At 69.5% G+C, this 13,730-nt stretch carries 10 protein-coding genes, 2 pseudogenes and 1 riboswitch; all 12 genes and pseudogenes read right to left on the reverse strand.

Features of this window, described 5'->3' with window-relative positions; all coding sequences use genetic code 11:
* A pseudogene (locus H582_RS32780) lies at nucleotides 1-164 on the reverse strand (IS256 family transposase); the annotation flags it as partial.
* Nucleotides 165-500: 336 nt separating this feature from the next.
* Entirely contained in the window at nucleotides 501-1,475 is a 975-nt protein-coding gene (locus H582_RS26600) for a sugar phosphate nucleotidyltransferase (protein ID WP_176587467.1), read from the reverse strand.
* A 22-nt stretch (nucleotides 1,476-1,497) separates the two neighbouring features.
* Nucleotides 1,498-2,526: a hypothetical protein gene (locus H582_RS0108035; RefSeq protein WP_028598126.1), complete on the reverse strand. Its 1,029-nt coding sequence runs from the start codon at nucleotides 2,524-2,526 to the stop codon at nucleotides 1,498-1,500.
* The gene (locus tag H582_RS26605) at nucleotides 2,523-3,455 is read right to left on the reverse strand and encodes a glycosyltransferase family 2 protein (RefSeq protein ID WP_240478969.1); all 933 of its coding nucleotides are present in this window, start codon (nucleotides 3,453-3,455) and stop codon (nucleotides 2,523-2,525) included. The genes H582_RS0108035 and H582_RS26605 overlap by 4 nt, the downstream gene beginning before the upstream one ends.
* Nucleotides 3,456-3,913: 458 nt before the next feature.
* Nucleotides 3,914-4,834 carry a WIAG-tail domain gene (locus H582_RS0108045; protein ID WP_028598127.1) on the reverse strand — a complete coding sequence of 307 codons (921 nt, stop codon included), beginning with the start codon at nucleotides 4,832-4,834 and terminating at the stop codon, nucleotides 3,914-3,916.
* 49 nt (nucleotides 4,835-4,883) lie between these two features.
* Complete coding sequence (locus tag H582_RS0108050; RefSeq protein WP_028598128.1) at nucleotides 4,884-5,633, reverse strand: hypothetical protein; 750 nt, start codon at nucleotides 5,631-5,633, stop codon at nucleotides 4,884-4,886.
* Between the two features lie 189 nt (nucleotides 5,634-5,822).
* The gene (gene thiD / locus H582_RS0108055) at nucleotides 5,823-6,695 is read right to left on the reverse strand and encodes a bifunctional hydroxymethylpyrimidine kinase/phosphomethylpyrimidine kinase (protein WP_028598129.1); all 873 of its coding nucleotides are present in this window, start codon (nucleotides 6,693-6,695) and stop codon (nucleotides 5,823-5,825) included.
* Nucleotides 6,692-7,963, reverse strand: coding sequence for a glycine oxidase ThiO (gene thiO / locus H582_RS26610; RefSeq protein ID WP_084136862.1), 1,272 nt, complete (start codon nucleotides 7,961-7,963; stop codon nucleotides 6,692-6,694). Before thiO ends, thiD begins: the two co-directional genes overlap by 4 nt.
* A gap of 224 nt (nucleotides 7,964-8,187) precedes the next feature.
* Nucleotides 8,188-8,919: pseudogene (locus tag H582_RS26615) on the reverse strand (thiazole synthase); the annotation flags it as partial.
* A 100-nt stretch (nucleotides 8,920-9,019) separates the two neighbouring features.
* The gene (thiE, locus tag H582_RS0108070) at nucleotides 9,020-9,934 is read right to left on the reverse strand and encodes a thiamine phosphate synthase (protein ID WP_028598130.1); all 915 of its coding nucleotides are present in this window, start codon (nucleotides 9,932-9,934) and stop codon (nucleotides 9,020-9,022) included.
* 111 nt (nucleotides 9,935-10,045) lie between these two features.
* Nucleotides 10,046-11,269: a ThiF family adenylyltransferase gene (locus H582_RS32785; RefSeq protein WP_240478971.1), complete on the reverse strand. Its 1,224-nt coding sequence runs from the start codon at nucleotides 11,267-11,269 to the stop codon at nucleotides 10,046-10,048.
* A 154-nt stretch (nucleotides 11,270-11,423) separates the two neighbouring features.
* The gene (gene thiC / locus H582_RS0108080) at nucleotides 11,424-13,184 is read right to left on the reverse strand and encodes a phosphomethylpyrimidine synthase ThiC (RefSeq protein ID WP_028598132.1); all 1,761 of its coding nucleotides are present in this window, start codon (nucleotides 13,182-13,184) and stop codon (nucleotides 11,424-11,426) included.
* Between the two features lie 369 nt (nucleotides 13,185-13,553).
* A riboswitch (TPP riboswitch) is annotated at nucleotides 13,554-13,657 on the reverse strand.
* Between the last annotated feature and the right edge of the window lie 73 nt (nucleotides 13,658-13,730).

Raw genomic sequence — 13,730 nt, forward strand, 5'->3', positions numbered from 1 at the left:
CTGGTGCGCTCGTACGTCTGCGCCGCCAGCTGATCCGTCGCCTGGGCTGTCAGCACCTGATTCAGCACCGTCTCCAACAAGCGGGCCACTCCCGCGTCCCGATCGGTTCCGATAAACAGCTGGTGCAAAATGTCTTGATCTACGGTAATCTGGTATTGAGTCATGTGTAGGCACTCTCCTTGGAATGTTGGTCTCGACAACTTCCATTCTAACCGAGAGTCCTACCATGGCTTTCCTTTTTATGGTCAGGAGCATTTTACACAATTATATGGACTTAACTCTCCGCGGCGCCTGCTACCCGATTTCTTCGGGCTGCAGCTTCTGCTTCGCGCCACGCGGCGCCTGCTACCCGATTTCTTCGGGCTGCAGCTTCTGCTTCGCGCCACGCGGCGCCTGCTACCCGATTTCTTCGGGCTGCAGCTTCTGTTCTGCGCTACGCGGCAGCTGCTACCCGATTTCTTCGGGCTGCAGCTTCCGTTTCGCGCCTCGGGCGCTTGCGGTCAGCCCTGCGAAGCGGAATCGTCGTCTGCGGGCGAAGCATCCATCGCCGCAGCCGATTCTTCCGTCGCTGCGGGAGTTGGCGCGTCATCCGGCGGGACGGCTTCGACCGGGACGCTTTTCCCAGCGCCTGCCTCATCCGCCTCGCCCGGCTCAGCTGCCTCGCCCGACTCATCCGCCGCGCCTGCCTCGTCTGTCCCGGCCGACCCGCCTGCCGCATCCGCTCCGCCTGCAGCCCGGCCCGCCCCGGCAGCGGCCATGCGGTCCTTCATCCAGCCCGCCGCCTCGTGCAGCGAGTCGAACGTGCCCGCATCGGTCCACCAGCCCGGCAGCACCTCGTAGCGAAGCTTGCCTTGCCTGGCGTAGGCGTTGTTGACGTCGGTGATCTCCAGCTCGCCGCGTCCCGAAGGCTGCGTGACGGCGACGATGTCGAAGACGCTGCCGTCGTACAGGTAGATGCCGGTGACGCTGTAGCTCGTCGCCGGGTTGGCCGGCTTTTCCTCGATCGCGGCGATGCCTCCCTCGCTGTCGAACACCGGCACGCCGTACCGATGCGGGTCCGGCACCTCCTTGAGCAGCACCATCGCCGTGCCCGGCTCCTGGCCGCGGTAGGCTTCGACGTAAGGCTTCAGCGAGTCCTCCACCAGATTGTCGCCGAGCAGCATGAGGAACTTCTCCTGAGGAGCGATGAAAGGCTTCGCCAAATCAAGCGCTTGGGCAATGCCGCCGGCCTGCTCCTGGATCAGGTAGGTGAGGCGCGCTCCGAACGCTTCGCCGCTGCCGAGATAGTCGATGAACAGTCCCGCGGACTGCCGTCCCGTGACGAGCAGGATTTCGTCCGCGCCCGCCTCTGCCAGCGTGTGGATCGCGTAGTGGATCATCGGATATTGGTAGACGGGCAGCATATGCTTGTTCATCAGCCCGGTCAGCGGACGGAGACGGGTACCGGTCCCACCGGCCAGCAAAATGGCTTTCACTTCAGCTTCACTCCTTCGTGGATTACGGGTTCATGCCGGCCTCTCCATGCCCGGCGGCCGCAGCGCGGTCGCGGCTATGGTCGGGATAGCGGAAGCGGGGCGGCGCTCCGGCCAAACGGATCGCGTCGGCATAAGCGAGCGGACGGATCGGCTCGGACGCCACCCGGCTCGGACGGACGCGGACGGGCAGCGCCGATCCGCCGCCGGCCAGCAGCGCGGCCAGCGCGCGCGGCGGCTGCGCCAGCAGCGCCCCGTCTTCGAGGCGGCGGAGCGCCGCGCCGTTGAGCGCGAACGGCGTCCGCTCCAGCGACATCGCCGTCCGCCGCTCGCCTCCGAGCGACCAGTGCAAAAAGGCGTTGAGCCGCGTCTGCGGGCTCCACTTCGAGAAAGGCCGCCTGCAGCCGCCATCCTCCGCGAGCGCCGCCGCCGGCCGCTCCGGCGCGGCGCGCAGGACGGCCTGCAGCATCATGCGGCTCGCCGGCTGCAGCGCCTCATCGGCGTCCGCGACGAGCAAGGCCCGCGGCTGCAGCTGCCGCGCGGCTGCCGCGCCGGCGGCCCAGGCGGCCGCGCCGCCATGCGGATGCCGCAGCCGGATGCGCTGCGCCGCCTCCAGCCCGGCATCGTCGGCGGCGGACGCCTCTGCGGCGAGCTCGGCAGCGCCGGCTGGCGCTTCCGGCTCGGCGGAGCCGGGTCCGCAGCGCACGAGCACGAGCTTGCGGCAGCCCAGCTTCTCCATCCAGGCCGCAGCCGCCTCCAGCGACTCCGCGCGGGCGGAGCAGAGCACCGCGGCCGCTTCCGGCGGGAAGCTCCAGCCGTGGCCGGCGGCCGCCGGCTGCAGCCGGGCAGCGCGGGCGGACCGCGATCGGGCCGCCCCGCCTCGACGGGCTGCCGCCCTCCGGGCAGCGGCCAGGGAGCGATGCCGGCGGCTGCCCGAGGCCGGCGCTCGCTTGGAGCGCGGGCTGCGCCGCGCGTGCCGCCGGACGGGTCGGCCGGATCGGCCGACTCGGCTGGCAGCGCCGCGCCTTCCGGCAGAAGCTTGCTTTTTCGTCATGACAAGCCGCTCCCTTCCCTCGTCTCGGAACCGGACTCCAGCGCCTTGGCCTGCGCCTCGGCCAGCCATGCCGCCGCCTCCAGATGATCGCCCGTGATGAGGCGATGCAGCGGATTCGTGCGCTCGCGCTTCAACCGGCTGCGGTTGCGGCGGCCGACGTCGACATGCACGATCCGCCGGACGGCGAGTCCTGCGGCCAGCGCCTTGACCTGAGCCAGCGGCGGCACCGCCAGCGCCTCCACGCCGATGCGCTCCGCAGCCGCGCGGGACATCGCATGAGGGACCGCGGTGAGGGACGTCCCCCGCAGGTCGCTCCGTCCTGCCATCGAGTTCAGCGCATGCTTGGCGAGCACGACCGGATGGACGCGGCTGCGGCCGGTCGGTCCCGAATAGTCGTTCAGCGCCACATCGGCTCCTCCGCTCAGTACCGCCTGCACGAACGGACGCAGCTTGGCGGCGGGCAGCACGATATCCCCGTCGAGGAAAAGCAGCGCCTCTCCTCGGGCGGCGCGAGCTCCTACGCTGCGCCCTACGTCATGTCCGAGCGCGCGGGCGCAGCGCAGCACCTTCGCTCCCATGCGGGCCGCGATCCGGTCGGAGCCGTCCCTCGTGCCGTTGGAGACGACGATCAGCTCCGTGCGCGGATGGACCCGCTTCGCTTGGGCAAGCACCGCGGCGATCGTCCGGCGTTCGTTCATGACCGGGATGATGACCGATACGGCAGGAGCCGCATCCTCCTCCAGCGGACCCGGCGGCAGAAGCGGAGACGGAGCGTCCTCGCCGGATGGCCGCCATCGCGGCGGCGGATCGGCCTCGGCCTGCCGGCGGTTTCCGGCCCTCGATTCGGACGGCATTGCCTCGTCCGCTTCTCTCGCGCCGCCCAGCCTCTCGTCGGATTCGGTCCGCGGATGGGCCGGACTTTCGTCCATTCTCGCAATTCGATCGGGCGCTGCGCCTTTGCCGGCCCTCGGCCCCGCAGGCTTCGCGCGGGCTCCTCTCCGAACGCCGGAGACGCTCGCGCCCGGCGCGCGGCGCTTTTTGCGCGGCGCCGCTTTTGCCTCGGATGGCTTTTCGCCCTGGCGGCTCGGCTGCGACTCTCTCACTTTTCTCACCTCTCTAATAGCCAGCTTATGAGAGTCGCCGGCCAGGGGAAACGGCATTTGTACAGGTTGGACAGCTGCCTTGCCGGGACGCGCGCCGCATGGGGCCGGCAGCTGGCGATTCGGCTTGCTTCTGCGTGCGCGCATAGGAAAAAGGACAGCTCCATCGCCGTCATGACGATGGAGCTGTCCTTCTTTCGGTTCATCCTGCACTTGCGCCTGAACGAAGCCGCGTTCCCGCCGCAGCTCGGCTCGGCCCTGCCCGGCGGGGTGCGCGCTTTCGGGCCTTACTCCCTGCGGCCGGCGGCGATCCAGTCCAGCCGGCCGCGCGAGTTGCCTTCCTCCTGCGTGCGGATGAGCGTCACGACCGCCTCCGCGCCCAGCTTCGCGCGCACGACGGCATGGCAGAACGGCACGTCGAGCGAGCAGGCGAGAGAGTAGCCCGTGTCCCGGAACGGCTGCTGCAGCGGCAGGATGAGGTCGAGGCGGCTGCGTTCCTTGAAGTCGAAGGCGACCGTGCCGAACTGCAGCTCGCTGCCGTCCGCAACCGGACCTTGCGCAAGCTCCGCGCCCGCCTGCGAAACTCCGGGCCCGCCTTGCGCGGCGGCTGCCGCAGGCGGCGCGGAGCGGACATCCGCTCCCGCTTCCGGCGTCCCGCCGCCTGGCATCGCCTGCGGCAGCAGCCGCACCGTCGGCGAGGTGCGGATCTTCAGCGCCGGGCTGAAGCGGACCTCCTCCAGCCGCGCCCATTCCGCCGCCGACCGGCTGGACGCGTGGAAGTCCGGCTCGCTCTCTGCGGACGGGCGAGCGAGCTCCCCGTCCCCCTCGCCCGCTCTTTCGAAAGCCGCCCGACTCCGGCGCTGCGGCTCGCCTTCGCCTTCACCTTCGCTTTCGTCTTCGCGAGCGCCAAACTCCTCCGCCTCGAGCCCTCCCTCCAACGGACTCGCCACAGCGGCGAAGCCGTGCAGCTTGACCCGGCGGATGCCTCCCGGCCTGCGTCCGTCCGTGTCCTGATGCGGGCTGTCGACGGACGGCGATTCTCCCAATCCTTCCAATTCGGAATAGTCCGGATGATCGACCTGATACATCGGACGCGAGACTCGTCTCGGCCGCGGACGGCTGTCCGTCGCGGCCTTTCCTTTGGCTGAGGGCGCGCCGCCCGGCACGAAAGGCCGGCTCGCCTTGCCCGGTTTCCCATTCGTTTTCATGTCCATGCTCCTTCATCGGCACCGTTGGCCATTCTTCTGCTCTTATACTCTATGCGCCTGCCCTGCCGGGGGATGACTGCGGCTTGCTGCCGCGGCATGCGCAATAAGGAATGCGCAAAAAGGATGCTCCCGGCCCTAGGCCGAGCCGCATCCTCCTGACCGCTCTCCATCTTATCCGTTCCGATCCGTCCGGGCGGCCGCGACCGTTCAAGCTCTCCCCGCCGCATCGCCTTCTACCGGCGCTCCAGCGATGCAGCTGCAGCCCTTCCACGACCAGCAGCGCCTTGCCCTCTTTTTTCGCCGCCTCCTCCGCCGCCTTGTCGGGGAAAAGAAAATAGCAGAACATGTCGCCTTTGCGATAATTGATGCCCGACATGCCGGTACCGGAAGCCTCGTAGACGCTTCCCGCGGCTTGAACGTCCATCCTCGCCTCCAGCGTATACCCGAAGCCGCTGTCGCTTCGAGCATGGCGGAGGCCGCTCGCCAGCGTCGCTCCGCTCCAAGAGATCGTGCCGTCCGAGCGGAAGCAGGCCATCAGGAGGCCGCTGTTCAGCTCCAGATGCGACAGCCAGATCCGCTGGTCGCCGTGGCGGTACAGGTCGCGGCCGACGTTGGCGGACAGATCCGTCAGATCGAGCTCCATGGAATATTCGCCGGGCAGCGTCGAGATGTCGAGCGAGTAGCGCTCCTTGTCGCTTGCGATCGCGGCCATCCCGCCTTGCCAGATCGGCATGATGCCGTACCCGTAGAGCCAGGCTCCTGCGGCAGCGGCGACAGCGGCAAGCGCGACGAGCCGCATTCCCTTTTTCCTCTTCCTCGGCGCTTTGCGCTCGCTTCGCATCCGTATGCGACCTCCCCGACCGGCCTGTGACCGTGATGCTCGATTAGACGCAGCAGACTGGAAAAAGTTCCCCGATCTGGACACGCTTCCGCTCCGCCCGCCGATTGAGATCGCTCCCGTCCGCGGCCGCGTCCGAAAAAATCATGCTTATGCCTGCGGCAGCGAACGCCCCGCCGTCCCGGCAGCGCCCGCCTCCGCCAGCGGCTCCGACCGCCAGGCGGCATGCCAGAGCGAGCCCGTGCCGGCTCCGGTCGGCCCTGCCGCCTGGATCGCCTTCAGCGTGAACGCCTTGGCGCGGCGCGCCGCCTCCGGCAGCTCATGGCCGAGCGCCAGCAGCGCCGCGATCGCCGAGGCGGTCGTGCAGCCGGTGCCATGCGTGTGAGGCGTCGGCACGCGCGCGGCGGCGAACCGCTCCGGCCGGTCCGGCCGATCGGCGGACAGCAGCAGGTCGACCGCCTCCGCGCTGCCGGGCAGATGCCCGCCTTTCAGCAGCACATGGCGGCTGCCGAAGCGCAGCAGCTCCCGTGCGGCCGCTTCCATCGCGGCCTCGGTCGCGAGCTCGCTCTCGTCCCAGCCGAGCAGCGCGCACGCTTCCGGCAGATTGGGCGTCATGACCTCCGCCAGCGGCAGCAGCCGGGTCCGCAGCGCCTCGGCCGCCTTTTCCTCCAGCAGGCGCGAGCCGTGCTTCGAGATCATGACCGGATCGACGACGATCGGTCCCGCACCGCAGCGCTCCAGCTTGCCGGCGACGATGCCGATGATGTCGGCGGAGAACAGCATGCCCGTCTTCACCGCATCCGCTCCGATGTCGTCCAGCACCGAGTCGAGCTGCCGCGCGACCGCCTCCGCCGGGAGCGGGTAGACGCCCTGCACGCCGACCGAGTTTTGCGCCGTCGCCGCCGTCAGCACGCTCATGCCGAACGTTCCGAGCTCCTGGAACGTCTTCAGATCCGCCTGGATGCCCGCCCCGCCGCCGGAGTCGGAGCCTGCGATCGTCAGCGTTTTCTTGAATCGCCTCATGCGCGTCCCCTCCTTGGCCCGCCGGGGGCGGCGGCCGTCCTGCCCGCGTCGTCCCCGCGCCCTGCCGCTTCCGCCCGGCTCGGCGCAGACGTCCCCGCGCCGGCGCTCGGAGCGAAGGCTCCGGACGGGTGCGCCGAAAATCCGCGCCGGAAGCGCTCCGGATGGAACGCCGCGCTCGCCGCAAGCTCGTCTCCCTCCAGCAAGCCGAGCACGGCGGCGGCCGTCGCCGGCGCGAGCAGGATGCCGTTGCGGTAATGCCCCGCCGCGAACAGCACCTGCGGATAGCCGCTCAGCCGGCCGATGAGCGGACGGCCGTCGCGGGTCGCGGGCCGCAGCCCGGCCCAGCGCAGGCTCGGCCGCATGCCCCCCAGCATCGGAAAAGCCCGAGCGCTCCAGCGCTCCAGCCGGCCGATGCCTCGGTCCGTGACGTCCGTGCAGAAGCCGGCCACGTCCTCCGACGCGCCGCAGACGAGCCTGCCGCCCGACTTGCCGACCCAGTAGGCTTGGCTCGTGAACACCATATGGCGCACCTCGCCGTCCGGCACGCCGTACGCGCAGATCTGGCCGCGGATCGGGTGGATCGTCTCCGGCAGGCCGAACAGCCGCTCGAACTCCCCGCTCCAGGCGCCGGCGCACAGCACGAGCCGATCACCCTCGAAGCGTTCGCCGCGCTCCGTCGTCAAGGCGACCGGACGTTCCGGGGCGTCGCCGGGCCGCAGCTCCAGCGAGGCCAGCCCGCCCTGGCCGGCTCTGAGCCGGACGCCGACGCTGCGGCACGCCTGCTCCAGCGCCGCGGCGAGCAGCGGCGCGTCCACATGCGCCTCCGCCGGCGTATAGATGCCTCCCGCGCAGGCGGCGAGCCGCGGCTCCAGCCGCGCCGCTTGCGCCGCCGTCAGCAGCTCCGCTCCGCTGCCGGCGGCGCGCTGCCAGCGCAGCCGCGACTGCAGCGGCAGCAGATCCGCTTCATGCAGCGCCACCCCGAGACTGCCCGTGCGGCGCAGCCCCGCTTCCATCCCGCTCCGCTCCTCGATGCGCTCCACCCACTCCGGGTAGCGGCGCAGGCTGTCCAGGCACAGCTCGAAAAACGCATCCGGCTGCTCGACGTTCTCGGAGAACGGAGCCAGCATGCCCGCCGCCGCGCCCGTCGCCTGGCCGCCGAAGCCGCCGCGCTCCACGACCGTCACCTCGCGCGAGCCGTCCCTCGCCGCCTCGAACGCGCAGGCGAGCCCGATGATGCCGCCGCCGAGGATGAGCACGCGCTCCTTCATCGGCCGGCCTCCTTTGTCGCGGAACGGGCGCTGGCCATGCTTGTCCCGCCCGCCATTCCCAACGGGATCGCAGCGGCTTCTGTCGAGAGCTCAGCCGGAGCCGGAGCCGCAGCGGCGTCGCCGCCGTCGGCCCCGGCGCGGCTTGCCCCGGCCGTTCCCGCAGCGGCCGCCGCCTGGCCCGCGTCCGTTCCGTCCCGGAACGTGAACAGCTTGCCCGCCTCGGCGCTGCTCGCCGAAGCGTACGGCAGCTCCGGAATCCGGCCGGCCAGCCGGGCGAGGCGTCCCGCGCGGATCGCCAGCGCCATCGCTTCGGCCATCGCGACCGGATCGCAGGCTTTGGCGACCGGCGTGTTGGCGAGCACGCCGGAGGCGCCGAGCTCCATCGCGAGCACGGCGTCCTTGGCGGAGCCGAGCCCGGCGTCGACGATGACCGGCACCGGCGACTGCTCCGCGATGAGGCCGAGCAGATACGGATTCAGGATGCCGAGGCCGGTGCCGATCGGCGCTCCGCCCGGCATGACCGCCGCCGCGCCGGCTTCCGCCAGCCGGCGGCACAGGATCGGGTCGTCCGACGTGTACGGCAGCACCGTGAAGCCCTCCGCCGCGAGCCGCTCCGTCGCGCGCAGCGTCTCGATCGGGTCCGGCAGCAGCGTGCGCGCGTCGGCGCTGATCTCCACCTTGATCCAATTGCCGAGCCCGGCCGCGCGGGCCAGCCGCGCGATGCGCACCGCCTCGTCCGCGTTGCCCGCTCCGGAAGTGTTGGGCAGATACGTCAGCGCGCCTTCTTCCAGATGCTGCAGGATCGAGTCGTCGGCCACCTCCTCGAGGTTGACCCGGCGCACGGCGAACGTCACCACCTCCGCTCCGCTCGCCCGCAGCGCCTGCAGCATGACCGCCGGGCTCGGGAACCGGCCCGTGCCGAGGAAAAACCGCGACCGCAGCGTCTTGCCGCCGATCGTCCAGACGTCCGTCCCATTTCCTGTGCCTCCTGCAAGCCCGCCGCTTCCGCTGCCTGTCTTCGCCGCATCCGCAGCGTTCAATTCAAATCGCATCCGCTCAGCCCCCTCCTACAAAATGCACCAGCTCGACCGCCATGCCGCGCCGCAGCCGGCAGCGGCTCCACTCCTCGCGCGGCACGATCTGACCGTCCGCCTCGGCGACGATGCGGCGGCCGCTCAGGCCGCGCTCCTCCACGAGCCGCTCCAGCGTGCCGGCCGCCGTCCGATGCGGACCGCCGTTCAGCACGATGTCGACCGCCGCGGCAGCCCAACCATTCGTCTCGCCCGCCGCTCGAGCCGCAGCCAGCTCCCTCCCCGCTTCGTAAGCCTGCCCGTTCCGCCTCCCCCGCGCCGCCGCGATCATCGCCTTGAGCTCGCGGCATGCCTGGGCGGGCGACGCGCTGCCGACGATCGCGGACACGGCGCAGAGGCGCGTCGCTCCGGCACCCAGCACCTGCTGCGCGTTATGCGGCCCGATGCCGCCGATCGCGACCCACGGGATGCGCACATGGCGCGACGCTTGGCGGACGTACTCCAGCGTCACCGCGGGACGCCCCGGCTTCGTCTCGGTCGGAAAGACCGGACCGACGCCGATATAGTCGGCGCCCGCGTCTTCCGCCGCCAGCGCCTGCTCGAGGCTGTGCGTGCTGATGCCGATGATCGCGTCCGGGCCGAGCCGCTCCCGCGCCTCGCGCCAGCCTCCGTCCTCCTGACCGAGATGGACGCCGTCGGCCTCCGCCTCCAGCGCCAGCTCCGGATCATCGTTGACGATGAACGGCACGCCGTACTCGCGGGTCAGCCGGCGCAGCAGCCGGGCTTTTTCCAGCAGCTCGTCCTTCTTCGCCGTCTTGTGCCTCAGCTGCACGATGTCCGCTCCGCCATGAAGCGCCTCGCGCATGACCTCCTCCAGCGTGCGCCCGGGATGATAGTTCTCCCCCGTGATGACATAAAGGCCGAAATCCAGCTTTTTCATCCTTCCGACTCCCTTCCTGAACCTGCGGCAGCGCGCGTCCTGCGCCTTTTCGGCCTCTCTCCGCCACGCTCCGATCCAGGTCCGTTTTTGCTCCTCGTTCGCTCGCTGCCTTCAGCTGACGGGCAGATAGCGCTCGCATACTCTCAATGCCTCGTCGGGATCTCCCGCTCCTTGCACGAGCACCCTGCCATCCGGAAAAACAACAAGCCGCGCCCCCTCGTCCGGCAGCTCGGCCCGCAGCAGGTACGGATTGCGCATGACCGCGCAGCCCGCCGCCTCGAGCTGACGGCGATAAACGTCCAGCGGCTGCGGCTCGCTCAGCTCCACCTGCACCGTGTCCCGCCCGCACAGGACGGCCGACAGCGCAGCCGTCTTCCGCGGCTTGAACGCAGCGTCGACCGGTGCCGCAGCTTGCGGCTCGCTCCGTGCAAATGACGCCTCCACAGCCGGCCCTCGCGCTTCTCTCGCTGCTTCTGCCTTCCTCGAGCCGCTCCGCGAAAGCTCTCCCGCGCCGCTGCCGCCTCTCTGCGCCTGCCCCGCTTCGCCGCATGCCGGACAGGTCCGGGTCGGCCCCGGCAGCTTCAGCTCGCGCAGCGACAGCGGCCAGACGCTCGCCGTCGCGAGCGTGCGCCGCAGCTCGCCGCGGCTGCCGCTCAGCCACTTGAGCGCCTCCGCCGCCTGCAGCGCCGCGACCAGCTCCACCGCCGGCGACAGCATGCCGACCGTATCGCATGTCTCGCCGCTCTCCTGCTCCTCCTCGCCGCCGATCAGGCAGCGCAGGCAGCAGGTCGCGCCGGGCACGAGCGGCGCGCTCATGCCGGAGGCTCCGGCGACTCCGCCGTAGAGCAGCGGCACGCCATGCGCGAAGCACCAGTCGCTCAGCCGCAGCCGCACCTCGGCGTTGTCCGTGCCGTCGAGCACGAGATCGCAGCCGGCAGCCGCCTTCTCCAGCACGCCCGGCGCCGTCAAGTCGGCGACGACCGCCTCCGCCGCAAGACCGCTGTCGACGCGACGCAGCTTTTCCACCGCCGCGACCGCCTTGGGCAGGCACTGCCGCGCATCCTCCTCGTCGAACAGCATCTGCCGCTGCAGATTGCTCCACTCGACATAGTCGCGGTCGGCGAGCACGATCGAGCCGACGCCCGCCCGCGCCATATGCTGTGCCAGCGCGCAGCCGAGCGAGCCGACGCCGGCGATCAGCACGCGGGAGCGGAATAGCGCCAGCTGGCCTTTTTCGCCGATCGGCGCGAACCGCATCTGCCGCGAGAAGCGCTCGCGCCGCTCCGCGCTCAGCCCTGCGACCGCTCCTTCCTCCGTCCGACCGACCTTTTCCATCCCGCCAGCCATCCCTGCTCTCGCTCCTGGCTCCATCCGTCCGGCCCCGCCTGCGACCAACTCTCCCTCCGTCCGACCGACCTCGCCTAAGACCGCTCCTTCCTCCATCCGTCCGGCCCCGCCCGCAACCGCCTCTCCCTCCGTCCGCCTATCCTCACGCATAGAGCTTGCCGCCGCCCGCCTTGAAGGCGTCCGCCTGCTCCTTCATGCCCGCCTCGATCGCCTCCGCCGTCTCCAGCCCCTCGCGCTCCGCGTAGTCGCGGATGTCCTGCGTGATGCGCATGCTGCAGAACTTCGGTCCGCACATCGAGCAGAAATGCGCCGTCTTCGCGCCCTCGGCGGGCAGCGTCTCGTCGTGATAGCTCATCGCCCGCTCGGGATCGAGCGACAGATGGAACTGGTCGCGCCAGCGGAACTCGAAGCGCGCCTTGGACAGCGCGTCGTCGCGCAGCCTCGCGCGCGGATGGCCCTTGGCCAGATCGGCCGCATGGGCAGCGATCTTGTAGGTGATGACGCCCTCCTTCACATCCTCCTTGTTCGGCAGGCCCAGATGCTCCTTCGGCGTCACGTAGCACAGCATCGCCGTCCCGAACCAGCCGATCATCGCCGCCCCGATCGCGCTCGTGATATGGTCGTAGCCCGGCGCGATGTCCGTCGTCAGCGGACCAAGGGTGTAAAAAGGCGCCTCATCGCACACCGCGAGCTGGCGGTCCATGTTCTCCTTGATGAGGTGCATCGGCACATGGCCGGGGCCTTCGATCATCACCTGCACGTCATGCTTCCAGGCGATCTTGGTCAGCTCGCCGAGCGTGTCCAGCTCCGCGAACTGCGCCTCGTCGTTGGCGTCGGCGATCGAGCCGGGACGAAGCCCGTCGCCGAGCGAGAAGCTGACATCGTACGCCTTCATGATCTCGCAGATCTCCTCGAAGTGCGTGTACAGGAAGTTCTCCCGATGATGCGCGAGGCACCACGCCGCCAGGATCGAGCCGCCGCGGCTGACGATGCCCGTCACGCGCTTCGCCGTCAGCGGCACATAGCGCAGCAGCACGCCCGCATGGATCGTGAAGTAGTCGACGCCCTGCTCGGCCTGCTCGATGAGCGTATCGCGGAACACCTCCCAGCTGAGGTCCTCGGCCTTGCCGTTCACCTTCTCCAGCGCCTGATAGATCGGCACCGTGCCGACCGGGACGGGCGAGTTGCGCACGATCCATTCGCGGGTCGTATGGATGTTCTTGCCGGTGGACAGGTCCATGATCGTGTCCGCGCCCCAGCGCGTCGCCCACGTCATCTTCTCGACCTCCTCCTCGATCGAGGAGGCGACGGCGGAGTTGCCGATGTTGGCGTTGATCTTCACATGAAAATGCCGCCCGATGATCATCGGCTCGATCTCCGGGTGGTTGATGTTGGCGGGGATGATCGCGCGGCCGGCGGCCACCTCGCTGCGCACGAACTCCGGCTCCATGCCCTCGCGGAGGGCGATGAACTCCATCTCCGGCGTCACGATGCCGCGCCGCGCGTAATGCAGCTGCGTCACGTTGCGGCCGGGCTTCGCCCGCAGCGGCTGGCGGCCGGTCGGCGGGAACAGCTCCGCGCCTTTGGCCGCCGCCTTTTCCGCATCGAGGAAGCCATTGTCCTCCGGACGCACCTCGCGGCCGTCGTAGGCTTCCGTGTCGGCTCGCTCCGCGATCCAACGCTCTCGCAAGGCGGGCAAGCCGCGCCGGATGTCCGCGACATAGCTTTCGTCCGTATACGGACCGCTGGAGTCGTACACGCGCACCGGCTCGTTGTGCACCTGCTGTCCGCGCATGTCGCTGTCCGTCAGCGGGATCTCGCGCACCGGCACGCGCACGCCCGGCGTCTTTCCGTCGATGTAGGCCTTGCGGCTCCCCGGCAGCGGCTTCGTCAGGATGGGCATATGAAAAAAACCTCCTCGCGGTTGTGGAATATCCGCTAGGAGGCTAGAGAGCAAAGAAAGTCGTGCTCGCGCTTCGTTCCGTGACGGCTCGTGGCGAGCCGGGACAGAGGGGGCTTGGCTCGGTCTGCGACCGCCTCCAGGTTGGGGCGGGCTTCGGGAGAAGGGTTCAAGGGCAGTCCGGATGGGAGTGCTTCCCCCGCCTTCGACGCAAGGCAGCCGGCGTAGCATGCCGACCGTGCCGCCCTTGTCTCTTTTGCCTTTCCCCTTCTTATCCGAACGTCGTCGCCTCCTTCCCATCCGCTTGGCGAGGCGCAAAAAAGCCGCCTCCCGGACAGGAAGCGGCGAATGGACGCAGACCGATACAAACGTTGCGCGATTCGACCACTTTCCTACGCTGGCATGACCCAGATCAGGTTCAAAGGGACCAAAGCTTCGCTTTATCTCAGCCCTCGCGGGCGCCCCTAGTGGATATCTTGGTTTTGACTATACGCTGTCTTTTCAGGTGTCGTCAAGTTCGAACTTTTCATTCTACAAATAATAAAAAAA

The sequence above is a fragment of the Paenibacillus pasadenensis DSM 19293 genome, from assembly GCF_000422485.1.
GTDB lineage: Bacteria > Bacillota > Bacilli > Paenibacillales > Paenibacillaceae > Paenibacillus_O > Paenibacillus_O pasadenensis.